Here is a 25,481-nt window from a genome sequence, read left to right as displayed (position 1 = left end):
GGGCACGACGGGGTGCCGAGCCGGCGCGCACCGCACTCCACAGAGGCGTGCCTAGACAGCGGCACGGCTCTGCCTCGGGAACGCGTTGGGTTGGTGACTCGCGCACAGCCCGCCCGGAGGTGGCAGGTCAGGGAGCGAGGAGGCGGCGGGTGAAGCCGTCGTGGACAAGCGCTTCGTAGGCGACCCGCACGTCCTCCGGGACGACCTGCTCGATGGCGAACCCGAGACGGGGATACTCGATCACCCGCTGCAGGTCGCCGACGAGCTGGTGGACGACGAGTTCTTCGTCGCCGATCGTCTTCAGATAGTCATCGAACTCCAAGGGAGCCGAGGCGCAGATCACCTCGACCTCGGGCCACACCTTGCGGGCAGTGGCATAGGCGCGTCGCTCCATATAAGGCATGGAGACCAGCAGCACGGTCTTCGGCATGATCCCGGCGGCAGCCAGGACCTCGCGGGAGAGGGTGATGTTCTGCCCGGTGTTCCTCGCGCCGGGCTCCAGCAGAACCGCGTCCGCAGGCACTCCGAGGGCGAGCGCATGCTCGCGGAAGTGCACCGCCTCACCGCGGGGGAAACGTTCGGGGGCGGTGGGGTTGGAGCCGCCGGAGAACACCAGAGTGGGGAACAGACCGGCCCGGTACAGCTCGGCACAGAAAGCCGGGACACCAAGGTCGTGACTGCCCAGGCCGATGGCGGCATCGGTGGGCCGCACCTCGTGGTGCATCTGGTGGTAGTCCCAGATCAGCTCGGCCTGCTGCCGCCGGCCTTCGGTGATGGCCCGCTCGTTGTCCGTCACTCGCGTCTCTCCCTGGTCACCGCCGGGGGCCCAAGGCCCCCTCGCTCGTCATCCGGATGCTCTCGATGCTGCAGGGAAGGCCGGGTGTGGGGTAGGGGTGTGTCATCCTGCGGCGGTTGTCTTCCCCCGGTTAGGTCGGGGGAAGACAACCGCTGCCGGTCTCAGGTCGTAGACCCAAAGCCCGATTCGGCTCCTGGCGGGCCGTGCCAGCATCGCCCTATGTCTCACTCCTGGCCCAGCCACCTCGATGTAGGAGCGGTCCGTTTCGCCCGGCCGACTGCGAAGTACGACGACGTTCTGGTCTTCTACCGCGACGTCCTCGGCTTGCCGGTACTTGCCGAATGGCGCGGCCACCACGGCTATGACGGCATCGTCTTCGGCCTGCCCGGCACCCCGGTGCACATGGAGCTCCTGCAGCACGGCGACCCACCCCGCATCCCCGAGCCGCACCCGGAGAACCAGTTGGTGCTCTATCTCCGCGGCCCCGAAGCCGTCGCCGTCGCCTCCCGACGGCTCGCCGAGCACGGATTCAGCCCAGTCCCCGCCGCGAATCCTTACTGGCCGGAGCGCGGCGCGGTCCTCTTCAAGGACCCGGACGGCTGGCTGGTCGTACTGGCACCCTGGGTCTTCGGCGAAGATCCCCCACCGGCCGGCTGAGCGAAGGATCACGGGGCCTTACGCCGTGTGCAGGCCCGCCAAGCCGGGCCAATCGTGACGCTCAAGGGGCCAACCACAGCGCTGAAGGGCCATCTGAAGCGCCCCGTCACATCTCCCTGGGAGACACGGTTGCCCCGGCCCGGGGCGGCTGTTCATAGGTGGTGGTCTACGACGCCGACGCGGTCCCCGACCGCCGCGCCCTTCCGGCATTCGCCGCCACAGTCACCGCCCACCGGGCCCGCGCGGGGAAGGCTCCGCCCGTCTCGCCGTCCGCCTCGGCCACACCGATCCCACCGACGTGCTCCACCTCATGCACCGACCAACTCCGGGTGCCCACCGGAGAATCCACCTGTACTGGCGTATCCATCAGCTTGCCAATGCCGCCCTCGGTACCGGTCCCCGCATGGGGCAACGCGGCCTGACCCGCCTCTCGGACACAGCAGCTTGTGACCGTCGCGCGGGCCTGCGTCAGACTGTGGGCATGTCGTCACCCCGCCGCACGTGCCCCGTCTGTACCCGAGAGATCGCCGTTGTCGGCGGTCGTTTCGCCCGGCATGACCCGCCCGGGCGGCGGACGGTGCTGGAGCTGATCTCCTGTCCGGGGTCGCGCCGGATCGCGCCGATGATGGCGCCGGCGGAGAAGCTGTTCGATCCGGAGGAGCCGCCGTTTCCGGGGCAGCAGCCGTTGTTCTGAGCCGGGAGGCATTCTGGCGTACGGCCGGTGGCGGTGTGGTGGGCCTTCGGGGTGGTGTGCGACTACGGGGCCAGGACGTCCAGTTCGGCCATGGCGCCCGTGGTGATCTCGCGGGTCAGGGATTCCGCCCGTGCCGCGTCGCCGGTGCGTACCGCCTCGGCCACCTGGACATGGAGGGTGACCGCGGCCGGGTCGGGGTCGGTGAACATCACATGGTGCTGGGTGCGGCCGGTCAGGACGGCGGTGACCACATCGCCGAGCCGGGCGAACATCTCGTTGCCGGAGGCGGTCAGGATGACCCGGTGGAAGGCCGTGTCGTGGACGAGGTAGGCGTCGAGCTGCTGACCGCGTGAGGTGGCGACCATGCCCATGGCCTGTTCGGTGAGTTCGGCGCATTGCGCGGGGGTGGCGTGCCGGGCGGCGAGGCCCGCTGCGACCGGTTCGATCGCCGAGCGGAGCACGGTCAGCGAGCGCAGCTGACGGGGGCGGTCGCGGCCGGCCAGCCGCCAGCCGATCACCCGAGGGTCGTAGACGTTCCACTCCTCGGTCGGGCGGACGGTGACCCCGACCCGGCGCCGGGAGGCGACCAGTTGCATGGACTCCAGTACCCGGATCGCCTCGCGGATGACCGTGCGGGAGACGTCGAAGCGCTGCTCCAGCTCGTCCGTGCGCAGGACCGTGCCCGGAGGGTAGTCGCCCGCGGTGATCGCGGGCCCCAGGGACTCCAGTACACGGGCGTGCAGTCCCTTCCCCTCGTTTTCCATGGGGCAAGCCTACGTTCCCGCACCCCGGCCAATTAAGTATGACGTTTGCATCACAGGCTCTTGAATACGTCGTACCTAATGGGTTTCAGTGGGGGCCGCACGAGGTCGATGCAGACAGCGAGGTACCACGGGATGAGCACCCCCGACGTGATCGACGTGATCGTCGTGATGGGCGTGGCCGGCACCGGCAAGACCACCATCGGCCCGCTGGTGGCCGCCGGGCTGGGCGTCCCGTATGCCGAGGGTGACGACTTCCATCCGCCGGCCAACATCGCCAAGATGTCGGCCGGTATCCCGCTGGACGACACCGACCGCGGCCCGTGGCTGGACGCCATCGGCGCCTGGGCGCACGAGCGGGCCGGGCACGGCGGAGTGGTCAGCAGCTCCGCGCTCAAGCGCGCCTACCGCGACCGGCTGCGTGCCGCCGCCCCCGGAGTCGTGTTTCTGCACCTCACCGGGGACCGCGCGCTGATCGAGGAGCGGATGGCCGGGCGCCGGGGCCACTTCATGCCGGCCGCGCTGCTGGACTCCCAGTTCGCCACGCTCGAACCGCTCGGGCGCGACGAGGCGGGCGTCGCCGTGGATGTGTCCGGCAGTCCGGAGCGGATCGCGGGGCGCGCGGTGGCCGCGCTGCGTGCGATGACCGCGCCGGCCGGTTAGCCCCGGCGGCCCCACCCCCACCCCTGTCCCCACACCTTTTTCAGGGCCGTCCCACCAGCAGCACCCCTCTCCCCTCCCGTCCAACCAAGGGAATCGCCGTGACACATCTCAGCGTCGAGATGCTCGCAGCGGATGCGACCGAGCCGATCACCTCGGCCGGTCACGCGCAGCTGGGCATCGCCGTCCTGGCCGGCATAGCCGTCATCGTCCTGCTCATCACCAAGTTCAAGCTGCACGCCTTTCTGTCGCTGATCATCGGTTCGCTGGTGCTCGGCGCGGTGGCCGGTGCGCCCCTCGACAAGGCGATCGCCAGCTTCTCGACGGGGCTGGGCACGACGGTCGCGGGCACGGGAGTGCTGATCGCGCTCGGTGCCGTCCTCGGGCGGCTGCTCGCCGATTCGGGCGGTGCGGACCAGATCGTCGACACGATCCTGGCGAAGTCGGGCCGGGCGGCGATGCCCTGGGCGATGGTGCTGATCGCCGGGATCGTGGGGCTGCCGATCTTCTTCGAGGTCGGCATCGTGCTGCTGATCCCGGTGGTGCTGCTGGTCGCCAAGCGCGGCAACTTCTCGCTGATGCGGATCGGCATCCCCGCGCTGGCCGGACTGTCCGTCATGCACGGGCTGATACCGCCGCACCCCGGCCCGCTCGCCGCGATCGACGCCGTCAAGGCGAACCTCGGCATCACCCTCGCGCTCGGTGTCGTCGTCGCCATCCCGACCGCGATCATCGCCGGCCCGGTCTTCTCCCGCTACGCGGCCCGCTGGGTGGACATCCAGCCGCCGGAGACCATGGTGCCCGAGCGCGCCGGTGACGACCTGGAGAAGCGGCCCGGCTTCGGGATCACCGTGGCCACCGTGCTGTTGCCGGTGGTGATGATGCTGACCAAGGCGCTGGTGGACATCGTCGTCGACGATCCGGAGCACACCGTCCAGAGGGTGTTCGATGTCGTCGGTTCGCCGCTGATCGCGCTGCTCACCGCCGTCCTCGTGGCGATGTTCACGCTGGGCCGGGCGGCCGGGTTCACCCGCGGCCGGATCGCCGGCACCGTCGAGAAGTCGCTCGGCCCGATCGCCGGGGTGGTGCTGATCGTGGGCGCGGGCGGCGGCTTCAAGCAGACGCTGGTGGACGCCGGTGTCGGCCAGATGATCCTGGACGTCTCCAAGGGCTGGAACATCTCCGCGCTGCTGCTGGCCTGGCTGATCGCGGTCGCCATCCGGCTGGCGACCGGCTCCGCGACGGTGGCCACCATCTCCGCCGCCGGGCTGGTCGGCCCGCTCGCCGCGGACATGAGCACCACCCATGCCGCGCTGCTGGTGCTGGCCATCGGATGCGGCTCGCTGTTCTTCAGCCATGTCAACGACGCCGGATTCTGGCTGGTCAAGGAGTACTTCGGGATGAGCGTCGGCCAGACACTGAAGACCTGGTCGGTGATGGAGACGCTGATCTCGGTCGTCGGGATCGGGTGCGTACTGCTGCTCTCGCTGGTCATTTAGGAGAGCCGGACCGCCGGCCCTCCCCTGTTTGCCCTCCCCTGTTCCTTCCGGACGGATCACCGTCCCGGGCGCCCCACCCCCCTCAGGCGCCCGTCCCCGACACGAGGCCGTACGAGCGGATGCCCGCTGGTACGGCCTCGTGTGCGTGCGGGCGAAGTTCGGGCAGGGGGAGTGGCCGACGGCGTCGCACCGCGGCGCACCAGGGCGACCGCCGCGAGGCCGACCGCGAGTCCGATGGCGGTCTGGGGGCCGAACGGTTCGCCGAACATGGCGGCTCCCCACAGTGCCGTGACCGGTGCCATCAGGAACATCAGGGTGTTCACCTCGGTGACGCCGAAGCGCCGGAGGATCAGCCAGTACAGCCCGTAGCCGCCGAAGGTGGACAGTGCCACCAGCCAGCCGACCGCGACCCAGAAGGAGAGCGCGGCGGGCGGCCGTACGGCGCCGGTGCCGGCGGCGAGGGCGGTGAAGAGGACGGCACTGGTGGCGCAGTGGACGGTCATCGCGACCGACGGCGCGACCCGGGTGTGCGAGCGGCCCTCCAGGAAGGTGGCCGCCACCAGCGAGGACATGCCGAGGAACGGGATCAGGTACGCCCACCGGCTCACCCCCGCCCCGGCCGCCGCGTCGGCCGTGGTGACCAGGACGACGCCGGCCAGGCCCAGGCACAGCCCGAGCCACTGCCGGCGGGAGACGTACTGGTGCAGCACCGGCCCGGCGAGCGCCCCGGCCACCAGGGGCTGGGTGCCGTCGATCAGGGCCGTGGTGCCGCTGGAGACCCCGAGCTGGATCGCGGAGTAGACGGTGAAGAGATAGCCGCTCTGCGAGAGCGCGCCGATGGCGGCCTGCCGGGTCAGGTCCCGGGCCGTCAGGTCCCGCCACGAGGCGCGGGCGGCGGTGGCCGCCACGAGGGCGAGGACGGTGGCGAGCGGCAGGAAGCGCCACATCAGGAGCGTGGCCGCGGGCGCGCTGTCCGCGCCGAGCCGGGCCCCGATGAATCCGGAGCTCCAGCAGAGCACAAAGGCGGCCGAGAGCAGGAAGCGCATGCCGCACCCCTTCAGTAGACTGATCTGTATACCTCTCCTTTCACTATACAGATCGGTATACTTTTGGCATGGGTACCTCGCAGACGCCCCGACGGATCACCATGACGCCCGCCGCCCGCCGCGCCCTGGCGGCCGCCGAGCGGCTGTTCTACGAGCGCGGCATCCATGCCGTCGGGGTGGACCTGATCGCGGCAGAGGCCGGGGTGACGAAGAAGACGCTCTACGACCGGTTCGGCTCCAAGGAGCAGATCGTCGTGGAGTACCTCGCCGACCGCGACGAACGCTGGCGGGCCTTCCTGGCGCGTTACCTCGACGCCGCGGGGGAGACGCCCGCCGCCCGGATCCTGGCCGTCTTCGACGCCTCGCGCGCCTGGGCGGCGGAGCACAGCGCCAAGGGGTGCAGCATGGTCAACGCCCACGCCGAGATCAGCGACCCGGCGCACCCCGCGTACGCGATCATCACCGCGCAGAAGCAGTGGATGCTCGGGCTGTTCACCGATCTGGCCGGGGCCGCGGCGCCCGGCCGGGCCGACCGGCTGGGACGGGCGCTGATGCTCCTTCACGAAGGGGCCCTGGTCGCCCACGGCCTGGGGGTCTTCCCCGACCCGGTCGGCGAGGCCCGTGGTGAGGCGGAGGCGCTGCTCGCCGACGCGGGGGCGGAGGTGTGACCCGGGTCGCCGGGGCCCCACGCCGGCCGGTGGCGTTCAGTGGGCCGCCGCCACCGCACCCGTGCCGAGGTGTATCTCCAGGGCCGCCGTCACCTGCGCCGTCGCGTTCTCGGGCGGGGCGGCGAGGGCGAGGTAGCCGTCGGGGCGGATGAGGAGGACGGCGGGGGCCGGGCCGTAGGCGTCGCGGATGTGGCCGTGGGTGTCGATCAGGTCCGGGGCCGGGCCGCCGACGCGGACGAGGCGGATCAGGGCCGGGTCGGCGGGCAGGGCGCTGTCGTCGATGCCGGTGCCGCCCAGGTCGAGCAGGGTGAAGTGCGGGCCGCGGAGGGCGTCGAAGAGCCGGGTGGGGGTGCCGTCGGGCGTGGTGCACGGGGCGTCGGGGGCCCGGTCGCCCGCGGCGGGGATGCCCTCGGCGAGGTCCGTGCGCAGCTCCCGGGTGAGCGGGCTGTCGGGGTAGCCGATGCCGAGCTGGTGGAGGTCGCGGCCACGCCGCAGCGCACCGGAGCGGTGCAGCCGGGTGCTGGTGTCGAGGATGCTCTCGGCGATCGGGCGGCGCTCGGTCTCGTAGGTGTCGAGGAGGCTGTCGGGGGCGCCGTGCCGCAGCACCTGGCCGAGCTTCCAGCCGAGATTGTAGGCGTCCTGGACGCTGGTGTTCAGGCCCTGGCCGCCCGCCGGGGAGTGGATGTGCGCGGCGTCGCCGGCCAGGAAGACCCGGCCGGTGCGGTAGCGCTCGACCAGACCCGCCCGGGGGCGGAAGAGGGAGGACCACAGGACCTCGCCGATCTGCGCGGCGTCGAGGTGGGTGTGCGCCACGAGCTCGGCACGGATCGTCTCGGGAGAGGGGTCCGGAGTGCCGTCGAAGCCCGCCATCATGGTCTGGAAGTAGTCGGTGCCGGCCAGCGGGAGAAGGCCCGCGAATCCGCCGCTCGGCAGCTCCCAGCGGTGCCAGTGGTCGCGGTCCAGGCCGTCCACCCGGACGTCCGCGAGCAGCACGGCGACCGGTTCCAGCTCCGGACCGCTCATCTTGATGCCGAGCGCGCGGCGTACGGTGCTGCGCCCGCCGTCGGTGGCGACCAGATAGGCCCCGTGGACGGTGCGCTCCGCCCCGTCGGCGTGCCGCAGGCGGGCCGTCACACCGGCCGAGTCCTGGTCGAACGTGGTGAGTTCGGTGCGGAAGAGTACGTCTCCGCCGAGCTCTCGCAGCCGCTCGTACAGCACCTCCAGGTTGCGGAACTGCGGCAGCATCAGGGTGTTGGAGTACGGCGTGGCGGGCGTCGGGTCGACCCGCTCGATCATCTCGGTGATGTTGACGATTTCGCCGTTCTCCCAGTGGGCGGTCCTCGGGTAGAGGCTGCCGGCCGCGGAGGCCGCGTCCAGCAGTCCGAGGTCGTCGTAGACCTCCTGGGTGCGCGGCTGCACACCGGTGCCGCGGGCGCCGGGCGAGAGGCGGTCCTGCCGCTCGACGAGCAGGGTGCGCACGCCGCGGCGGGTGAGGTCGATGGCCAGGGCGAGGCCGGTCGGGCCCGCGCCGGCGATCAGTACGTCGACCGTCGTGCCGTCGTGGGGCAGGGCGGTGCCAAAGATTCCCTTAACGCTGTTAAGTTCCATGTTCCGAGGATGGCTTTAACGGTGTTAAGTTGTCAACATGGTTTCGCGCATTGACCGGAAAAAGGTCGTGGACACCGCACTGCGGCTGCTGAACGAGGTCGGCCTCGACGGGCTCACCCTGCGGGGCATCGCCAAGGAGCTGAACGTCCAGGCCCCCGCGCTGTACTGGCACTTCAAGAACAAGCAGGAACTGCTGGACGAGATGGCCACCGAGATGACCCGGCGGATGACCGGGAGCCCGGAGGGCGGGGGGCCCGGCATGGGCGCGTACGACGGCACCTGGCAGGAAACGCTGCTCGACAGCTGCCGGCGGGTGCGCCGCGAACTGCTCGGCTACCGCGACGGTGCCAAGGTCTTCAGCGGTACGCGGATGACCGACGGCACCGTCGCCGCCGAGGCGCTCGACTTCCTGATGTCCTGCCTGACGGGGGCGGGCTTCACGCTGGACGAGGCCGCGCAGGCCTGGTGGACCGCGTACAACTTCACCGTGGCCGTGGTGATCGAGGAACAGTCGGTCCACCCGGTGCCCGGACAGCGCGAGATCCGCGACCCGGCCTATGACCTGTCGGAGCGCGAACGGCAGCTCGGGCCGGACTTTCCGCTCGCGGCGCAGGCCGGCCAGGTGATGTTCGGCGATCTGGAGCGGAGCTTCGAGGCCGGGCTGCGGATCATCGTCGCGGGCATCGAGGCCGGGTCGGGGTCGGAGGCGCGGGGCTGAGTGCGGCGGGGGCGGCCGGGCGGGCGGCCACAGCGCCAGGGACGCCGCCCTTCCGCCCGTCCGCTCGCCCCCTCCCGCCCGCTCTTCCCTCGTCCGCCCGCCCGTCCCGGCCTCAGCGCCGCGGGTTGATCGACCGCCTCAGGACGGGCGTCAGCGGGCGCTCGACGAAGCGGTGCAGCACCCACGCGAGCAGCAGCATCAGTGCGACGGTCAGTAGCAGCGTCGCGTACGAGGGCAGCCCGAGGCCGTGATGCAGCGCCCGCACCACGACCCAGCCCAGATGCTCGTGCACGAGGTAGAACGGGTAGGTCAGCGCGCCGGCCACGGTCAGCCAGCGCCAGTTCGCCCACCGCAGCTTGCCCAGGGCGACCGCCGCGACCAGGGCGAACCCCAGGGTGACGATGGCGATGATGACGGCGGTCGAGCGGTAGGAGAACGCGGTGGCCGACGGTGCGTGCCACAGCCCGGCGACCGCGTAATGCTGCCCGATCAGCCAGCTGACCAGCACGATCGCCCAGGCGATCGGATCGCGGGCGCCATAGCGGTGCAGCAGGTACAGGCCCACCCCGCCGATGAAGAACGGGGCGTACTCGGGCATCAGCACGGTGTCGAGGAAGGGCTGGTGCGCGGCCTGCGCGAGCGCGGCCGCCAGGGTCCAGCCCGCGCAGAAGAGCACCACCCGGCCGCGGGTGGCACCGGGCAGCACGACGCAGAGCGCGAAGAGGGCGTAGAAGCGCATCTCCGCCCACAGGGTCCAGCACACCCCGAGCACCCGGTCCACGCCCAACGGCTGCTGCAGCATGGTCAGGTTGGTCAGCACCTCGCTGGGCGGCAGCGCCTTGTAGGCGACCCAGGGGAGCGCGAAGACGGCGGTGACCAGCAGGATCGCGGCCCAATAGGCCGGATAGAGGCGGGAGATGCGCGACGCGACAAAGGCCCGCAATCGTCGCTGTCCGGGCGTAGCCCGGTCCACTGAAGGGTGGTGGTGGGCGACGGGCGGGACCCAGCCGCTGAGGCAGATCACGAAGCCGCTGATCACGAAGAAGATCTGCACGCCCAGACAGCCGTAGGCGAACAGCGGCGCGGCGGTGGGGAATTGATGGGCGGGCGAGCCGCCCCAGGCCTGCGATATCTCGCCGTTGCGGCCGCCGAAGTGGTACGCGGCGACCATCAGCGCGGCGAGCAGCCGCAGTCCGTCCAGGGCGCGCAGCCGCGAGGATCCTCCGCCGGCCTCACGGGCCGGGGAGACCCCCACGCTGCGCCCCGGTATCGCGGGCCGGGGGGCGGTGGTGACGGGATCCGGCGCGGCGGGGGGCGGCGCGCCGGTCGTCAGCGGGGGCGTGGTCATCCGAAAGCGGCCCGCTTCTTCAGCCGCCGCTGCACCGCACGCGCGCGGCGCGCGACCTTGCGGACGGTGGGATTGCGCGGCAGGAACGACAGCTGGGAGGGGATCGCGCCGGGCAGTGCCAGCGCGGTCAGCCGGCGGCGCTTGAAGTAGCGCCAGGTGACCTGGTCGAGGTGCGCCGCGAGGTAGCGCTCGGCGGTCGGCCGCAGCTGCGGATAGATCTGGTGCTGCATCGCATAGCCGACCGCGGCGACCAGGCCCTCGATGCTCTCGGGGGTGGCGAGGGCGCGCGGGCGCTCGCTGCGGTCGCCCAGGTCGGGCACCAGCGCGTCCACGATCGTGACCGGGACGCGGTTGCTGTTCTGGTACGGGGTGAGCCGTTCCAGCAGCAGGCCGGTGCCGGTGCGGGCGGTCGGCAGACCGTAGAACGTGGCCGCCGTCAGCAGCGCGGTGGAGAAGCAGCCGACGACCAGCGCGGGCCGCATCCGCTGGTAGAGGACTTCGGCCAGCACCGGGGTGTCCAGCACGGTCAGCGTGATGTCCAGCTTCTCGGCCTCCCGCTCCAGCAGCCGCGACCAGCGGGCCGGCGCGGACGGGTGCGGTTTGAAGACGATCTCGCGGTGGCCGCGCTCGGCGGCGCCGCGCACCATCCGCATGTGCAGCTCCTCTTCCTCCTCGGGAGTGAGGATGCCCAGCGCGGAGAGGTACTGGCCGAGCAGCAGCGCGGCGCCCTCCGGGACCGCCACCTCGCCACTGGCGTCACAGAGTTCGGCCAGCACCTTGGTGAAGGCGTCGGTGGGCACGGTCTGCGCCGCGACGTCGAACTCGGTGAGCAGCAGCGGAGTCAGGCCCGGGACCAGGTCCAGGTGCAGCAGGCGGTTGATCCGGGTGCCGATCAGCGGGTCGAGCTTGTTACGGGTGGGCCCGTAGCTCATCAGGCCGTCGGCGTAGACATCGATCGGCGCGTCCGGGAACAGCTGGGCGAGGGCCAGTGCCGGGTTGACCTGGATGGACTCCACGACCAGCTCGACATGGTCGTCGCCCAGGCCCCACAGCAGCCGCAGATGCCGCTCCCACAGCGGGGCGTCGTCCGCGCGCGGCGACCAGCCGCCGGGGTGGAAGGGGCTGATCGTCTCGTTCCAGGACAGCACCCGGTCGAAGCGGCCGCGCAGCCGCTCGAAGCCGGGCATGGTGTCCAGTGACGCGCTGGTCTCCGGGGTCGTGGCGTTGTTGCTGAGCAGCAGCAGACGGCGGTCGGCCGGTGCGAAGCAGTCGGCGTCCAGCGCGGCGGCGAGCGTCGCCGCACCGTAGAGCGTGGAGGCCATGAAGATCTGGGTACGCGGTCGGGCGGACATCAGGCGGCCACCTCCGCCGCGGGGGAGGGACGGCGGCGCAGCCGCCGCAGCCGGGACGCACGCTGCACATCCATCGAATCCAGGGCTTCCTTCAGTACGTCCTGCGGCATGCGTTTCAGGGCCGCGGCGCTCATCGCGCGCAATTTACGGGCGACCTGCGGTTCGAAACGTTCGATCGAACCCAGGTGGTGGGAAATGATCGCGCAATAGGTGCGCACCGCCTTCGGCAGCAGAAGATCCGCATCGCGGTCCTGCGCCGTTTCCTCGATCACCTGATCGAAGGCGCGAATGAAGTCCAATTGCCGCACATCTCCGATCTGGGTCAGTGAGGACGCCACTCCGCGCCGGTAGAAAACACCGAGCAGCCCGACCACCGCCATGGACTTCGCCTCGCGGTGCAGCCGCCAGATCCACGGGCGGTCCTCCGCGGTGCGCAGTCCGTCACGGAAATGCAGCACCCCCTCGTCCAGCAGCCGGCGGTGGTACATCCCGGCCCAGGCGAAGGCATAGTCGACGGAGGTGGAGCGGTCGGCGGGCAGGATCACCTCGCGCGGGTCCATCACCACCCCGCGCCGGCCGTGCGGGACCCGGTGGACGCTGCGGGCGCGGGCGGTGCACTGGACGTGGTCGGTGCGGACGAAGTCGCATCCCAACTCCTCCATGGCGCCCAGGAGTTGAGGGTAGTAACCGGGCGCGAGCCAGTCGTCACCGTCCAGGAAGGTGAGGTACTCGCCGCGGGCCGCGTCCAGGCCGGTGTTCCGGGCGGTGGCCAGGCCGCCGTTGCGTTCGTGCCGCAGCACTCTGGCGCCCGGCAGCTCGCGCTCGGCGCGCGCGAGAATATCCGGGGTCTCGTCGCGCGAACAGTCGTCGACGAGCAGGAATTCAAAATCTTCGCGGGCGTTGGCCGCCAGGCTTTTCAGGGTGTCGGGCGCGTATGTCTGCACGTTGTAGAACGGCACGATGACGGAGAGCTTAACCACCCGGGTGACGTTAGGTGCGCGGGCGGCATTCGTCTTTACCGGGTGCGGGCCTCAAGGTGAACGAAGAATGGCGGGATGGTTAACCGGGTCGGCAATCGGGCCGGTTAGTCATTCGTCGACCCGCTGTTAACCCTTTGTTGCGACCCAGTTGGCCCGCCAAACGGAATGGCTTCCTAGCGTCTTCGACGTGCCATCACGTACCCACTCTTCGCCGCGGGTCGCCGTACTCGCCGACTCGGATACCCGATGGAAATGGGGCGCTTTGACAGCGTACCGAATCCAATCGGACATCCGGCTCGACGGCTACCTTCTCCGCGGCCGCGCCACTCCCACGGTCCGACAGCTCGACGAGGTCGGCGCCCGTGCGGACACGCTGCGCGAAATCAGGGGCGTCGACTTCGTCCGGTCCGTCGACCGTACGCGTTACGACGTCGTCGTGCTGGCCTGTGTCGGCGGCGCGGTGCAGGCGATGCTGCACGGCCTCGCCCGCGCCTGGCGAGGAGCGCAGACCCGCCCCGTCGTCGTCACCGGCTATGTCGGTGTGGTCTACGAGAAGCTTGCCGACGGGCTGCTGCTGCGGCACGGCGCGGATGTCGTCCTCGCCAACTCCCGGCACGACGCCGACCGGTTCCGCGAGGTCTACCGCGGTGTCGGCGCCGACGACGGCAGCGTGGTCGAATGCGCCCTGCCGTTCCTCGGCGGCGACCGCTACCGCGGTGCGGGCACCACCGGCACACAGCGGCCGTACACCGTGGTGTTCGCCGCCCAGCCCTCCGTACCGGAGAGCCGCGCCGACCGGACCTACCTGCTGCGGCGGGCCGTGGAGCACGCCCGTAAGCACCCGGACCGCGAGGTGCTGATCAAGCTCCGCAGCAAGCCCGGCGAGCACACCACCCACATCGAGGAACTGCCCTACCAGAAGCTCGCGGCCAAGGCCCCCGGCCCGCTGCCCGCCAACTGCCGCCTGGTGTACGGCAACATGGGCGAGGTCCTGGACCGCACCGACCTGATGGTGACGGTCAGCTCGACCGCCGCCCTGGAGTCGCTGCACCGCGGCATCCCCACCGCCGTCCTCACCGACCTCGGCGTCCGCGAGGTCCTGGGCAACCACCACTTCCTCGGCTCCGGCTGCCTCGCCTCCTGGGACGAGCTGGACGCCGGACACCGCCCCGAGCCCGACGCGGACTGGCTCGCCCGGCAGGGCGTCGCCGCCGAGGGGGACTACGAGCAGGCCTTCGACGCCGCCCGCGCCCGGGTCACCGCGCTGCGCACCGCCGACCGGCTGCCGCCGATCACCCCGTACTACACACCCCGCACCGCCCCCGGCTACCTCCCCGGCATCCTCGCCCGGCACGGCCTGGACGCGCACGGCGAGCCGATCGCCGGCTACGCGGACGCCCCCGAGGAGACCGGCGGACTGCGCCGGGTCGCCCGGGAGACGGTCCGCGAGGCCGCCCGCGGCGCCTACCGCCACGGCGTCCAGCGCGTCGCCCCCGCCATCCGCCGCTGGGGGCAGCTGTGACCCTCCCGCCGACCGCCCGCCCCCGGAGCCCGCACGGCCCCCAAAAGGAGCCCGACATGCCGCCGAACCCGCAGAGCACCCCGCCGACCGTGGTGGCCGTCATCCCCGCCCGCGGCGGTTCCAAGGGCGTGCCCGCCAAGAACCTCGCCGCCGTCGGGGGAGTGCCCCTGGTGGCCCGCGCGGTCCGCGAGTGCCGCGCCGCCCGCCTGGTCACCGATGTCGTGGTCTCCACCGACGACGCCGGGATAGCGGCCGCGGCCCGCGGCGCCGGAGCGGTCGTCGTACGGCGCCCCGGCGACATCGCGGGCGACACCGCCACCAGCGAGGCCGCCGTCCTGCACGCCATGGACGCCTACGAGGCCGAGCACGGCGCCCGGGTCGACGCGGTGCTGCTGGTCCAGTGCACCAGCCCGTTCCTCGCCCGCGAGGACATCGACGGCGTCGCCGCGGCGGTCGTCGAGGGCGGCGCCGACAGCGCGCTGACCGTGGCCCCGTTCCACGGCTTCGTCTGGCGCGGCGCCGAACCCGCGGTGGGCGGCGCCGCGGCCACCGACGGCGGCCGCGGCGTCAACCACGACAAGTCCTTCCGGCCGCGCCGCCAGGACCGCCCCCAGGACCTGCTGGAGACCGGCGCCGCCTACGCCATGGAAGCGGCCGGCTTCCGCGCCGGCGGCCACCGCTTCTTCGGCCGCACCGAGCTGGTGCGCACCGACCCCGCCCGGGTGCTGGAGATCGACGACCCGCACGACCTGGCCCGCGCCCGCGCGCTGGCGCCCCTGCTGGACGCGCCGCGCCCCGGCGCCCTGCCGACCCGCGAGGACATCGACGCCGTCGTCCTCGACTTCGACGGCACCCAGACCGACGACCGGGTGCTGATCGACGCCGACGGACGGGAGATCGTCGCGGTGCACCGCGGCGACGGCCTCGGCATCGCGGCCCTGCGCAAGGCGGAGCTGAAGCTGCTGATCCTGTCCACCGAGACCAACCCGGTCGTCGCCGCACGGGCCCGCAAGCTGCAGGTGCCCGTCCTGCACGGCATCGACCGCAAGGACCTCGCCCTCAAGCAGTGGTGCGAGGAAGCGGGCATCGACCCCGCGCGGGTGCTCTACGTCGGCAACGACGTCAACGACCTCCCGTGCTTCGACCTCGTCGGCTGGCCGGTGGCGGTCGCGGACGCGCACGACGTGGTGCGCGGCGCGGCCCGCGCGCTCACCGCCAAGCCCGGAGGCAGCGGCGCGATCCGCGAGATCGCCACCTGGCTGCTGGGCCCGTCCCTGTAATCCACCCCAAGACCCCCTGAACACCCCCGCACCTCCTGATCACCCCGCTCACCCCCGTTTCACCAGATCCACCTGTTCCACCCGCACACCCCTGATCAACACGAAGGAATCTCCCCATGAGCAACAACTCCCGCCTCCGCACCCTCGGCTCCCGCGAGGCCGGCCCCGGCCGCCCCGTCTATGTCACCGGTGAGATCGGCATCAACCACAACGGCGACCTGGAGAACGCCTTCGCGCTGATCGACGCCGCCGCCGACGCCGGCTGCGACGCCGTCAAGTTCCAGAAGCGGACCCCGGAGATCTGCACCCCGCGCGACCAGTGGGACATCGAGCGCGACACCCCCTGGGGCCGGATGACCTACATCGACTACCGCCACCGCGTGGAGTTCGACGAGGACGGCTACCGCGCCATCGACGAGTACTGCAAGAAGCGCGGCATCGCGTGGTTCGCCTCCCCGTGGGACGTCGAGTCCGTCGCCTTCCTGGAGAAGTTCGACGTGCCCTGCTACAAGGTGGCCTCCGCCTCGCTCACCGACGACGACCTGCTGCGCGCCATGCGCGCCACCGGCCGCACCGTCATCCTCTCGACGGGCATGTCCACCCCCAAGCAGATCCGGCACGCCGTCGAGGTCCTGGGCAGCGAGAACATCCTCCTCTGCCACGCCACCAGCACCTACCCGGCCAAGGCCGAAGAGCTCAACCTGCGCATGATCAACACCCTGCAGGACGAGTACCCCAACGTCCCGATCGGCTACAGCGGCCATGAGACCGGTCTGCAGACCACCCTCGCCGCGGTCGCCCTCGGCGCCACCTTCGTCGAGCGCCACATCACCCTCGACCGCGCGATGTGGGGCTCCGACCAGGCCGCCTCCGTCGAGCCCGGCGGCCTGTCCCGCCTGGTCCGTGACATCCGCACCATCGAGGAGTCCCTGGGCGACGGCGTCAAGAAGGTCTACGAGAGCGAGCTCGGCCCGATGAAGAAGCTGCGCCGGGTCGCCGGTGTGGTGGCCGAGGCCGAGGCCGGCGCCGAGCCGGCGGCGGTCTGACGGCCACCGGGCGAACCGACGGGAGCGATGGTGAGCTCACCTGAAGGGGCCCGCGCCGGGTCCGGCACACCTGGCGCCGGGGCCCCGCCCCAGGAGACGGCGGGTTCTCCCGCCCGTCGTCTCCTGGGGGTGCCCCGGCAGCGGCCCCGGCCCGCACGCACCGGCGCCGGACCGGACGCCGCAGCCCGGGACGACGGCACCCTCGCCTTCGTCGAGAGCCCGGTGCAGCTGCTGAACGTCCTGGAATGGGCGTACACGGCACAGGCCACCGCGCTCACCGTCGTCGTGCTCTCCCCGCAGGACCCGATGACCCGCGGACAGCTGCGCCGGATGGCCGAACTCGCCCGCGACGAAGGCCATACGGTGCGCTGGGAAGAGGCCCGCGGCGGCCCGACCGCACCGATGCGCACCATCGGCGGGCTCACCCCGCTGCTGCGCCGCGCCCGCCGCATCGTCATCGGCGACCCGTTCTCCCGCTACGTCCAACTGCTGCTCACCCTCACCCGGGCACGCGATCTGGTCGTGGTCGACGACGGCACCGCCACCATGGAGTTCATCTCCCAACTCGCCCGCGGCGAACGGCTGGTGCGCTGGCACCGCAACGGCAGCGGACGCGGGGCGCGGGACCTGGCCTTCGCGCCGTTCTCGGCCACCGCCCGGCGCCGGCTCACGCCGGCGCCCGAGGGCGGCCGGCGCACCGTCGGCCTGTTCAGCTCGATGCCCGTCGACGTGCCTCCGGGCGTCGAGGTCACCACCAACGAGTTCGCCTGGACCCGCGGCCGCTTCGGCCCGCCCCGGCTCACCCGCGCCGCCGATATCGTCGGCACCTCGCTGGTGGAGACCGGGGTCGTGGACGACGGCCGCTACCTGGCCGCCGTCGCCGCCCTGGCCCGTACGCACGGCGCCACCCGCTACTTCGCCCACCGCAAGGAGAGCGCCGACAAGCTGCGCCGGCTGGTGACGGAGACGGGGCTGGAGATCGTCCGCCCCGACCTGCCGCTGGAACTGATCGCCCGGCGCGGCCCCATCGGACGGCTGATCGTCAGCTTCCCCTCCACCGTCGTGCACACCCTGCCGCTCGCCCTGCTGGGCACCGAGGTCAAGGTCGCGGTCTGCGACATCGACCCGGAGTGGCTGACGGCCCACGCCTCACCGCGCGCCCAGGGCTTTCTCGACGGGGTCACCGGCACCGCCCGCGACGTGCAGCGGCTTCCGTTCACCCAGCGGGTGGCGGCCGGCTGAGGGCCGGCTCCGGCGCGGTCGAGGGGACGGGGCGAGGGGATGGGCCGAAGGGGAGGGACGTGGGGATGGGCCGAGGTGGCGGGCCCACGCCGACGGCTCCGCGCACGAAGCCCTACTGCATACCCTTCGCATAAACCGTCCATGCGCCGAGCGGCCTAGATTTTCTTCCCCTAACGGGCTGAACTTTTGTTGATCGAGGGACAGTTGCCCCATCCAGGCCCGTAACCTTCCACGGGTGAACCACTCGATCTCCCGCGATGCCGGCACCGCCCGTACTCCCGCCGGGGACCAGCTCCCCGGCGCGCTCCCCGACGCGCTGCGCGCCGAACTCAGCGCGTTCCGGCGCGACTTGCACATGCACCCCGAGCTCGGCAACCAGGAGTTCCGGACCACCGCGGCGCTCAAGGAGCGGCTGGAGCGGGCCGGTCTGCGGCCCCGGGTACTGGCCACCGGCACCGGCCTGATCTGCGATATCGGCACCCCGGCCGCGACGGCCGACGGACGCGCGCTCGCCGCCGACCCCGCCCGCCCCCTGCTGGCACTGCGCGCGGACATCGACGCCCTGCCCATCCCGGACACCAAGACCGTCGACTACGCCTCGACGGTCCCCGGCCGCGCCCACGCCTGCGGCCACGACGTCCACACCGCCGTCGTCCTCGGCGCCGGGCTGGTCCTCGCCGAGCTGGCCCGCACCGGTGCCCTGCCCCGCCCGGTCCGCCTGATCTTCCAGCCCGCCGAGGAGGTGCTGCCCGGTGGCGCCCCCGACGCGATCGAGTCCGGCGCGCTGGAGGGCGTCGGCCGGATCCTCGCCGTCCACTGCGACCCGCGCGTCGACGCCGGCCGGATCGGGCTGCGGGTGGGCGCGATCACCTCCGCCTGCGACCGCCTGGAGGTCGGCCTCGACGGCCCCGGCGGCCACACCGCCCGCCCGCACCTGACCACCGACCTGGTCACCGCCGCCTCCCGGGTCGCCCTCGACGTCCCGGCGCTGCTCTCCCGCCGGGTCGACGCCCGCGCCGGACTCGCGGTCACCTGGGGCCGCCTGGCCTCCGGCCACGCCTGCAACGTGATCCCGCAGCACGCCGAGCTCTCCGGCACCGTCCGCTGCCTCGACCTCGATGCCTGGCGGCAGGCCCCGGACCTGGTCCATGCCGCGATCGACGAGGTCGCCACCCTGCACGGCGCGAAGTCCCAGATCACCTACGTCCGCGGGGTCCCGCCTGTGGTCAACGAGCCGGTCACCGTCCAGCTGCTGCATTCCGCGATGGCCGCCCGCCGCGGCGAGGGCGCCATCGAGGACACCGAGCAGTCCCTCGGCGGCGAGGACTTCTCCTGGTACCTCGAACACGTCCCCGGCGCCATGGCCCGCCTCGGCGTCCACCCACCCGCCGACACCACCCGCCGCGACCTGCACCGAGGCGACTTCGACGTCGACGAACAGGCCATCAGGGTGGGCGTGGAACTCTTCACGGCCTGCGCGCTGCTGGACGGGGATCTTCCGGACTGAGGCCAGGTGGCCGGGGGTCGCTCGTGGCGGCACTGCCCGGCTCTGCCCCCTATGACCGGTTCCCATAACCGGCCACTGACCTTAATGTGCGCATATCGCCCCGTTCCGGCCGCTAGTCGGGACGGGCTTCGCATATCGGCCGCCCATGTTTCCTCCACGTGCCCTACGCCTCGAATCGATAACGTCCGCGCAGTGGAGGGTTTTGCGCCAGGTCTACGCGCGTTAATCTCCCACAAGCCAGCGCCAAAGGGGGCGCTTAGAGCGAAGGGAAGGCCCCGTGCGTCGGGTCATCAGGATTGCCGCCGCGGCTACCGCCACCACCTGTCTCGCGTTCACCGCCACCGCGTGCGGACAGAGCTTCGCCGAGGCCAATCGCGCCAAGCACGCGGGCGTCGGACTGGCCTTCGACATCGGCGGCCGGGACGACCACTCGTTCAACGAGGCGGCCGCCCGCGGTACCGAGAACGCCCGGAAGAAGCTGGGCGTCAACGTCAAGATGCTCACCGCCAAGAACGGCGAGACCGAGGCGGACCGCGAGCAGCGGCTGTCGTCCTTCGCCGAGGCCGGTTACAACCCGGTGATCGGCGTCGGCTTCGCGTACAGCCAGTCCGTGCAGAACGTCGCCAAGGACTTCCCCGACACCAGCTTCGGTGTCGTGGACGCCGTGCCGCAGGGCAAGAACGTCGATGCCATGGTCTTCGCCGAGCACGAGGGCTCCTACCTGGCCGGCGTCGCCGCGGCGCTGAAGAGCAAGACCCACAAGGTGGGCTTCATCGGTGGCGTGAACAACGCGCTGATCCAGAAGTTCCAGGCCGGCTTCGAGCAGGGCGTACGCGACACCGACCCGAAGGCCAAGGTCGTCTCGCAGTACCTCTACCCGAACAACGACAAGGGCTTCAACGACCCGGGCGCCGCCAAGGCCAAGGCCGCGGGCATGACCGACAGCGGGATCGACGTGATCTACACGGCGGCCGGCCAGTCGGGCGCCGGCTCGATCGAGGAGATCAGCAAGCACAAGGGCGTCTGGGGGATCGGGGTGGACTCCGACCAGTACCAGCAGCCCGGTCTGGCGAAGTACAAGAACCACATCCTGACCTCGGTCGTGAAGAACGTCGATGTGGCCGTCTTCGACCTGATCAAGAGCTACGAGGACCACAAGCCGCTGACCGGCATCCACGCCTACGACCTCAAGCACCAGGGCGTTTCGCTCGCCACCTCGGGCGGCTTCATCAAGGACATCCAGCCGCAGATCGACGCGGCCCGGAAGAAGATCATCGAGGGCAAGGTGAAGGTCAAGGAGACGCCGTAGTCAGACGCCGCAGCCGGGCGCTGTAGCCAGGCGCCGCAGCCAGGGACGACGGTCCACCCCGGGCGCCCGCAGCGCCGGCCCGGGGGCCGGTCCCCGCGTCCCCCGGTGACCTTCCGGTCCCGCTTTCTTGCTTCTTCGTCCTTTCCGCACCGTCATCCCCGAGGGGAGTGCGCCATCAACGCAGCATCCACGAGCAGTGGCCGGGCCGTCCCGGACGCCCCCGCTGTAGAACTCCGCGGAATCACCAAAAGGTTCCCCGGCGTCGTGGCCAACCACGACATCCACCTCACCGTGCGCCGCGGTACCGTCCACGCCCTCTGCGGCGAGAACGGTGCCGGCAAGTCCACCCTGATGAAGATCCTCTACGGCATGCAGAAGCCGGACGAGGGCACCATCGAGCTGGACGGTGAGCAGGTCACCCTGCACACCCCGGGCGACGCCATCGCCCGCGGCATCGGCATGGTCCACCAGCACTTCATGCTGGCCGACAACCTCACCGTCCTGGAGAACACCGTCCTCGGCGCGGAGAAGCTGCACGGCATCGGCGCCGGCGCCCGCGCGAAGATAGCCGAGCTCTCCGACGCCTACGGGCTGCACATCCGTCCGGACGTGCTGGTCGAGGACCTGGGTGTCGCCGACCGCCAGCGGGTGGAGATCCTCAAGGTCCTCTACCGCGGCGCCCGCACCCTCATCCTCGACGAGCCGACCGCGGTCCTGGTCCCGCAGGAGGTCGACGCGCTCTTCGACAACCTGCGCGAGCTCAAGTCCGAGGGCCTGACCGTCATCTTCATCTCGCACAAGCTGGGCGAGGTGCTGTCGGTCGCCGATGACATCACCGTCATCCGCCGCGGGACGACCGTGGCGTCGGTCGAGCCGTCCGGGACCACGCCCAAGCAGCTCGCCGAGCTGATGGTCGGCAGCGAACTGCCGTCCCCGGAGACCCGCGAATCGACCGTCACGGACGAGGAGATGCTGCGGGTACGCGATCTCCACCTCTCCGCGACCGACTCCGACGGGGTCGTCCGCACCGTCCTGGACGGCATCTCCTTCACCATCCACAAGGGCGAGGTGCTGGGTGTCGCCGGTGTCGAGGGCAACGGCCAGGCCGAACTGGTCGAGGCCGTCATGGGCACCCGCACCCCCGACCACGGCACCGTCGTCCTGGACGGCAACGACCTGTCCGGGGCCTCCACCCGCGCCCGGCGCGAGGGCGGCGTCGGCTACATCCCCGAGGACCGCCACCGCCACGGCCTGCTGCTGGAAGCCCCGTTGTGGGAGAACCGCATCCTGGGCCATGTCACCGAGCGGCCCAACAGCAAGGGCAGGCTGCTCGACCTGGCCGGCGCCCGCAAGGACACCGCGCGCATCGTCGCCGAGTACGACGTGCGCACCCCCGGCATCGAGGTCACCGCCTCCTCGCTCTCCGGCGGCAACCAGCAGAAGCTGATCGTCGGCCGCGAGATGAGCCACCGGCCCAAGCTGCTGATCGCCGCCCACCCCACCCGCGGGGTCGACGTCGGCGCGCAGGCGCAGATCTGGGAACAGATCCGCGAGGCGCGGCGCGAGGGCCTGGCGGTGCTGCTGATATCTGCCGACCTGGACGAGCTGATCGGGCTGTCCGACACCCTGCGGGTGATGTACCGGGGCCGGCTGGTCGCGGACGCGGACCCCGCCGTCATCACCCCGGAGGAGTTGGGCTCCGCCATGACCGGTGCCGCCAGCGGCCACCTCACCGCGCCGGAGGACGGCGCTTCGGAAGACCGCGCGTCGGAAGACGGTGCGCCGGAAGGCGGCGCGTCCCAGGACGGTGCGCCGAACGGCGCCGGCGAGCAGGGCGGTGAGCAGAAGTGAGTACCTCCACGACCAGCTCCCCCCAGGGCCCCGCCAAGACCCCCGCCGTGGACGCCATCGCCAGGAGCGCCACCCGCGACAAGGTGATCCTCGCGATCGCCGCGCCCGTCCTGGCCATCGTCGCCGCGATAGTGATCTCCTCCCTGGTGTTCCTCGCGTCCGGCGAGAACCCCTTCCGGGCCTACGGGATCATGGCCGACTACGGCCACTACAGCGACAGCCAGGTCTGGATCATCAACAAGGCGGTGCCGTACTACCTTTCGGCGCTGGCGGTCGCCATCGGCTTCCGTATGAACCTCTTCAACATCGGTGTCGACGGCCAGTACCGCCTGGCGGCCTTCGCGGCCGCGGCCGTGGGCGGGGCCATCGCCCTCCCCGGCGCGATCCAGATCATCCTGCTCATCGTCGTCGCGATGCTGGTGGGCGCGATCTGGTCGGGCATCGCGGGTCTGCTGAAGACCACCCGCGGCGTCAGCGAAGTGATCACCACGATCATGCTGAACGCCATCGCCGCCTCGATCATCGGCTACTTCCTGCAGGACGGCCGCCTCGCCATCAAGGACGGCAACCTCCTGCACACCAAGTTCCTCCCGGAATCCAGCCACTTCTTCTCCTTCCCCACCCACCCCAAGCCGGTCTACGGCTTCGTGGTGATCGCGGTGCTGGCCGGCGCGCTGTACTGGTTCGGTATCAACCGCACCCGCTTCGGCTTCGACCTGCGCGCCGTGGGCGCCTCCGAGTCGGCCGCCGAGGCCAGCGGCGTCAGCGTCAAGCGCATGGTCGTCAGCAGCATGCTGCTGTCGGGTGCCGCGGCCGGCCTGGTCGGCATGCCCACCCTGCTCGGCGAGTCCTTCCAGTACGGCACGGACTTCCCGGCCGGCATCGGCTTCACCGGCATCGCCATCGCCCTGCTCGGCCGCAACCACCCGGTCGGGATGGCCTTCGGCGCCCTGCTGTGGGCGTTCCTCGACCGCACCGGCTCCCGCCTGGAGTTCGAGGGCTACGCGCAGGAGATCGTCGGCGTCATCCAGGGCGTCATCGTGCTCTGCGTCGTCATCGCCTACGAGATCGTGCGCCGCTACGGGCTGCGCCTGCAGCAGCGCAAGGTCGGCGAGGAGCTGGCCGCCCTGTCCCGCACCACCAACGCCGACAAGTCTGACAAGAGCGACAAGCCGGAGGTGTCGGCGTGAGTACGGACCTCAAGACCGCGACGAAGCTCGCGGTCCCCGGGAAGGGCGGGCGGCGCAAGCTGACCTACCCCTGGATCCTGCTGATCATCGCCGGCGCGCTGGTCGCGCTCTCCCTCCTGCGGGCCGTCACCGGCACCGCGGACCTCACCTCCGCCGGCCAGTTCGGCGCCGCACTGAGCGCCGCCGTGCCGATCGGCCTGGCGGGTCTGGGCGGCCTGTGGGCCGAGCGGGCCGGCGTGGTCAACATCGGCCTCGAAGGCATGATGATGCTCGGCTCGTTCGCGGCCGGGTGGGTCGGCTGGGAGCACGGCCCCTGGGCGGCGGCGCTGGCCGGCATCGCCGGCGGTGCGCTCGGCGGCCTGATCCACGCCGTCGCCACCGTCACCTTCGGCGTCGACCACATCGTCTCCGGCGTCGCGGTCAACATCCTGGCGCTCGGCGCCACCCAGTACCTGGCCACCCTGTTGTTCGGCCAGGAGGGCAGCGCGGCCATGCTGGCCGGCGGCAACGACAAGCAGTCCCCGCCGATGCCCGACATGCCGAGCTTCACCGTCCCCGGCCTGTCGGACGCGCTGAACTCGCTGGAGGCGCACCACTGGTTCCTGGTCTCCGACGTCGCCGGCATCCTCGGCGCGGCGGTCACCAACGTCTCCTGGCTGACCCTGCTCACCATCGGCCTGTTCGTCGGCACCTTCTACCTGCTGTGGCGCTCCTCGTTCGGCCTGCGGCTGCGCTCCTGCGGCGAGGCCCCGGTCTCGGCCGAGTCCCTGGGCGTCAACGTGTACTCGTACAAGTACGCGGCGGTCCTGGTCTCCGGCGCCCTGGCCGGCCTCGGCGGTGCCTTCCTCTCCATCGGGGTGCATTTCTACCAGGACGGGCAGACCGGCGGCCGCGGCTACATCGGTCTCGCCACGATGATCTTCGGCAACTGGCGTCCTGGCGGCGTCGCGATGGGCGCGGGCCTGTTCGGCTTCATGGACGCCATGCAGCTGCGCAGCGGCGGCCCGACCGTCCACGCCCTGCTGCTGGGCCTGGCCGCGCTGCTCGCGGTGATCGCGCTGCTGAAGCTGCGCGCCGCCAAGCGCACCCAGGCCGCGCTGTCGGCGGTGGCGGCCGTCGTCCTCATAGGCTGGTACTTCCTGGCCGACACCGTTCCGCTGGAACTGGTCGAGGCGAGCCCGTACATCGCCACCCTGCTCGTCCTCGCCCTCTCCGCCCAGCGACTGCGGCCCCCGAAGGCGAACGGCAAGCCCTACCGCCGAGGACAAGGCACATGACACCACCGGTGCCGGTCGACTGGACCGCACTGCGCGCGCAGGCCCGGGACGCGATGTCCCGGGCCTACGCCCCTTATTCCGGCTACCCCGTCGGCGCCGCCGCCCTCGTGGACGACGGCCGCACGATCGCCGCCTGCAACGTCGAGAACGCCTCCTACGGCCTCGCCCTCTGCGCCGAATGCGGCCTGGTCTCCGCCCTGTTCGCGGGCCGGACCACCACCGACGGACCGGCACCCCGCCTGACCGCCTTCACCTGTGTCGACGGGGCGGGCGAGCTGCTGGTCCCCTGCGGCCGCTGCCGCCAACTCCTGTGGGAACACGGCGGCCCGGACCTCCTGGTCGACACGGCGGCGGGCATCCGGCCACTGTCGGAGCTGCTGCCGGACGCGTTCGGGCCGGGGCATCTGGTGGGCTGACGGGCCGTTGGGTGCAGGGCCGGCAGCCTGACCGGTGCGGGGCTCCAGGAGACA

At 71.5% G+C, this 25,481-nt stretch carries 23 protein-coding genes; 16 read left to right on the top strand and 7 right to left on the bottom strand.

Translation table 11 applies throughout. The features are described 5' to 3' along the window. Positions 1-127 precede the first annotated feature (127 nt). Positions 128-796 carry a YdcF family protein gene (locus tag D9V36_RS17060; protein ID WP_129294540.1) on the bottom strand — a complete coding sequence of 223 codons (669 nt, stop codon included), beginning with the start codon at positions 794-796 and terminating at the stop codon, positions 128-130. Positions 797-1,015: 219 nt separating this feature from the next. On the opposite strand from D9V36_RS17060, the gene D9V36_RS17055 reads away from it, so the two are divergent. After that, the gene (locus tag D9V36_RS17055) at positions 1,016-1,453 is read left to right on the top strand and encodes a VOC family protein (protein WP_129294539.1); all 438 of its coding nucleotides are present in this window, start codon (positions 1,016-1,018) and stop codon (positions 1,451-1,453) included. Positions 1,454-1,934: 481 nt separating this feature from the next. Beyond that, positions 1,935-2,147, top strand: a complete 213-nt coding sequence (locus tag D9V36_RS17050) for a hypothetical protein (protein WP_129294538.1) — start codon at positions 1,935-1,937, stop codon at positions 2,145-2,147. Between the two features lie 62 nt (positions 2,148-2,209). On the opposite strand, the gene D9V36_RS17045 is transcribed toward D9V36_RS17050, so the two are convergent. Beyond that, a complete protein-coding gene (locus D9V36_RS17045; protein ID WP_129294537.1) occupies positions 2,210-2,911 on the bottom strand; it encodes a FadR/GntR family transcriptional regulator in 702 nt (233 codons plus the stop codon). Between the two features lie 132 nt (positions 2,912-3,043). Here D9V36_RS17045 and D9V36_RS17040 point away from each other — a divergent pair, with 132 nt between their 5' ends. Together D9V36_RS17040 and D9V36_RS17035 are read left to right on the top strand one after the other, a co-directional pair. Next, positions 3,044-3,571, top strand: coding sequence for a gluconokinase (locus tag D9V36_RS17040; protein WP_129294536.1), 528 nt, complete (start codon positions 3,044-3,046; stop codon positions 3,569-3,571). A gap of 98 nt (positions 3,572-3,669) precedes the next feature. Then, positions 3,670-5,067, top strand: coding sequence for a gluconate:H+ symporter (locus D9V36_RS17035; RefSeq protein WP_129294535.1), 1,398 nt, complete (start codon positions 3,670-3,672; stop codon positions 5,065-5,067). Positions 5,068-5,123: 56 nt separating this feature from the next. Here the strand turns inward: D9V36_RS17035 and D9V36_RS17030 are convergent, their stop codons facing one another. Continuing rightward, complete coding sequence (locus D9V36_RS17030) at positions 5,124-6,113, bottom strand: DMT family transporter (RefSeq protein WP_129294534.1); 990 nt, start codon at positions 6,111-6,113, stop codon at positions 5,124-5,126. A 68-nt stretch (positions 6,114-6,181) separates the two neighbouring features. Here D9V36_RS17030 and D9V36_RS17025 point away from each other — a divergent pair, with 68 nt between their 5' ends. Next, positions 6,182-6,781 carry a TetR/AcrR family transcriptional regulator gene (locus D9V36_RS17025; protein ID WP_129294533.1) on the top strand — a complete coding sequence of 200 codons (600 nt, stop codon included), beginning with the start codon at positions 6,182-6,184 and terminating at the stop codon, positions 6,779-6,781. A gap of 36 nt (positions 6,782-6,817) precedes the next feature. Here the strand turns inward: D9V36_RS17025 and D9V36_RS17020 are convergent, their stop codons facing one another. Then, positions 6,818-8,389 (bottom strand): FAD-dependent monooxygenase, encoded by a 1,572-nt coding sequence (locus tag D9V36_RS17020; protein WP_129294532.1) that lies wholly within the window; start codon positions 8,387-8,389, stop codon positions 6,818-6,820. A gap of 37 nt (positions 8,390-8,426) precedes the next feature. Here D9V36_RS17020 and D9V36_RS17015 point away from each other — a divergent pair, with 37 nt between their 5' ends. Then, positions 8,427-9,107: a TetR/AcrR family transcriptional regulator C-terminal domain-containing protein gene (locus tag D9V36_RS17015; RefSeq protein WP_129294531.1), complete on the top strand. Its 681-nt coding sequence runs from the start codon at positions 8,427-8,429 to the stop codon at positions 9,105-9,107. A 112-nt stretch (positions 9,108-9,219) separates the two neighbouring features. Here the strand turns inward: D9V36_RS17015 and D9V36_RS17010 are convergent, their stop codons facing one another. Genes D9V36_RS17010 through D9V36_RS17000 form a run of 3 tightly spaced genes read right to left on the bottom strand, consistent with a single transcriptional unit; the run spans position 9,220 to position 12,787 of the window. Further along, positions 9,220-10,455 carry an acyltransferase family protein gene (locus tag D9V36_RS17010; RefSeq protein WP_129294530.1) on the bottom strand — a complete coding sequence of 412 codons (1,236 nt, stop codon included), beginning with the start codon at positions 10,453-10,455 and terminating at the stop codon, positions 9,220-9,222. After that, positions 10,452-11,807 (bottom strand): polysialyltransferase family glycosyltransferase, encoded by a 1,356-nt coding sequence (locus tag D9V36_RS17005; RefSeq protein ID WP_129294529.1) that lies wholly within the window; start codon positions 11,805-11,807, stop codon positions 10,452-10,454. Before D9V36_RS17005 ends, D9V36_RS17010 begins: the two co-directional genes overlap by 4 nt. Then, positions 11,807-12,787 carry a glycosyltransferase family 2 protein gene (locus D9V36_RS17000; protein WP_129294528.1) on the bottom strand — a complete coding sequence of 327 codons (981 nt, stop codon included), beginning with the start codon at positions 12,785-12,787 and terminating at the stop codon, positions 11,807-11,809. The genes D9V36_RS17005 and D9V36_RS17000 overlap by 1 nt, the downstream gene beginning before the upstream one ends. Before the next feature lie 187 nt (positions 12,788-12,974). Between D9V36_RS17000 and D9V36_RS16995 the strand changes: the two genes are divergently transcribed. The 10 genes from D9V36_RS16995 (at position 12,975) to D9V36_RS16950 (ending at position 25,427) form a co-directional block, all read left to right on the top strand. Then, positions 12,975-14,309 carry a DUF6716 putative glycosyltransferase gene (locus tag D9V36_RS16995; protein ID WP_129294527.1) on the top strand — a complete coding sequence of 445 codons (1,335 nt, stop codon included), beginning with the start codon at positions 12,975-12,977 and terminating at the stop codon, positions 14,307-14,309. Between the two features lie 56 nt (positions 14,310-14,365). Beyond that, positions 14,366-15,589, top strand: a complete 1,224-nt coding sequence (locus D9V36_RS16990; RefSeq protein ID WP_129294526.1) for an acylneuraminate cytidylyltransferase — start codon at positions 14,366-14,368, stop codon at positions 15,587-15,589. A gap of 116 nt (positions 15,590-15,705) precedes the next feature. Then, a complete protein-coding gene (locus D9V36_RS16985) occupies positions 15,706-16,635 on the top strand; it encodes an N-acetylneuraminate synthase family protein (RefSeq protein WP_129294525.1) in 930 nt (309 codons plus the stop codon). A gap of 27 nt (positions 16,636-16,662) precedes the next feature. Beyond that, positions 16,663-17,877 (top strand): hypothetical protein, encoded by a 1,215-nt coding sequence (locus D9V36_RS16980; protein ID WP_431357677.1) that lies wholly within the window; start codon positions 16,663-16,665, stop codon positions 17,875-17,877. Between the two features lie 235 nt (positions 17,878-18,112). Then, positions 18,113-19,384, top strand: coding sequence for an amidohydrolase (locus D9V36_RS16975; RefSeq protein ID WP_241720897.1), 1,272 nt, complete (start codon positions 18,113-18,115; stop codon positions 19,382-19,384). Between the two features lie 277 nt (positions 19,385-19,661). After that, positions 19,662-20,693 (top strand): BMP family lipoprotein, encoded by a 1,032-nt coding sequence (locus D9V36_RS16970; protein WP_129294524.1) that lies wholly within the window; start codon positions 19,662-19,664, stop codon positions 20,691-20,693. A 264-nt stretch (positions 20,694-20,957) separates the two neighbouring features. After that, positions 20,958-22,544 (top strand): ABC transporter ATP-binding protein, encoded by a 1,587-nt coding sequence (locus D9V36_RS16965; protein ID WP_129294523.1) that lies wholly within the window; start codon positions 20,958-20,960, stop codon positions 22,542-22,544. Between the two features lie 47 nt (positions 22,545-22,591). Further along, positions 22,592-23,734 (top strand): ABC transporter permease, encoded by a 1,143-nt coding sequence (locus tag D9V36_RS16960; RefSeq protein ID WP_129298470.1) that lies wholly within the window; start codon positions 22,592-22,594, stop codon positions 23,732-23,734. Continuing rightward, positions 23,731-25,011: an ABC transporter permease gene (locus D9V36_RS16955; RefSeq protein WP_129294522.1), complete on the top strand. Its 1,281-nt coding sequence runs from the start codon at positions 23,731-23,733 to the stop codon at positions 25,009-25,011. Before D9V36_RS16960 ends, D9V36_RS16955 begins: the two co-directional genes overlap by 4 nt. Next, positions 25,008-25,427, top strand: coding sequence for a cytidine deaminase (locus tag D9V36_RS16950; protein WP_129294521.1), 420 nt, complete (start codon positions 25,008-25,010; stop codon positions 25,425-25,427). Before D9V36_RS16955 ends, D9V36_RS16950 begins: the two co-directional genes overlap by 4 nt. The last annotated feature ends 54 nt before the right edge of the window (positions 25,428-25,481 follow it).

This window comes from Streptomyces lydicus (genome assembly GCF_004125265.1).
In the GTDB taxonomy this organism is placed as follows: Bacteria; Actinomycetota; Actinomycetes; order Streptomycetales; family Streptomycetaceae; genus Streptomyces; species Streptomyces lydicus_C.
This window is presented reverse-complemented; position numbering and strand designations above follow the sequence as displayed.

What these genes read in the sequence shown, in the direction of transcription:
- D9V36_RS17055 (WP_129294539.1), top strand. Translation starts at nt 1,016, where the DNA reads ATGTCTCACTCCTGGCCCAGCCACCTCGATGTAGGAGCGGTCCGTTTC.
- D9V36_RS17050 (WP_129294538.1), top strand. Translation starts at nt 1,935, where the DNA reads ATGTCGTCACCCCGCCGCACGTGCCCCGTCTGTACCCGAGAGATCGCC.
- D9V36_RS17045 (WP_129294537.1), bottom strand. Translation starts at nt 2,911, where the DNA reads ATGGAAAACGAGGGGAAGGGACTGCACGCCCGTGTACTGGAGTCCCTG.
- D9V36_RS17040 (WP_129294536.1), top strand. Translation starts at nt 3,044, where the DNA reads ATGAGCACCCCCGACGTGATCGACGTGATCGTCGTGATGGGCGTGGCC.
- D9V36_RS17030 (WP_129294534.1), bottom strand. Translation starts at nt 6,113, where the DNA reads ATGCGCTTCCTGCTCTCGGCCGCCTTTGTGCTCTGCTGGAGCTCCGGA.
- D9V36_RS17025 (WP_129294533.1), top strand. Translation starts at nt 6,182, where the DNA reads ATGGGTACCTCGCAGACGCCCCGACGGATCACCATGACGCCCGCCGCC.
- D9V36_RS17020 (WP_129294532.1), bottom strand. Translation starts at nt 8,389, where the DNA reads ATGGAACTTAACAGCGTTAAGGGAATCTTTGGCACCGCCCTGCCCCAC.
- D9V36_RS17015 (WP_129294531.1), top strand. Translation starts at nt 8,427, where the DNA reads ATGGTTTCGCGCATTGACCGGAAAAAGGTCGTGGACACCGCACTGCGG.
- D9V36_RS17010 (WP_129294530.1), bottom strand. Translation starts at nt 10,455, where the DNA reads ATGACCACGCCCCCGCTGACGACCGGCGCGCCGCCCCCCGCCGCGCCG.
- D9V36_RS17005 (WP_129294529.1), bottom strand. Translation starts at nt 11,807, where the DNA reads ATGTCCGCCCGACCGCGTACCCAGATCTTCATGGCCTCCACGCTCTAC.
- D9V36_RS16990 (WP_129294526.1), top strand. Translation starts at nt 14,366, where the DNA reads ATGCCGCCGAACCCGCAGAGCACCCCGCCGACCGTGGTGGCCGTCATC.
- D9V36_RS16985 (WP_129294525.1), top strand. Translation starts at nt 15,706, where the DNA reads ATGAGCAACAACTCCCGCCTCCGCACCCTCGGCTCCCGCGAGGCCGGC.
- D9V36_RS16980 (WP_431357677.1), top strand. Translation starts at nt 16,663, where the DNA reads ATGGTGAGCTCACCTGAAGGGGCCCGCGCCGGGTCCGGCACACCTGGC.
- D9V36_RS16950 (WP_129294521.1), top strand. Translation starts at nt 25,008, where the DNA reads ATGACACCACCGGTGCCGGTCGACTGGACCGCACTGCGCGCGCAGGCC.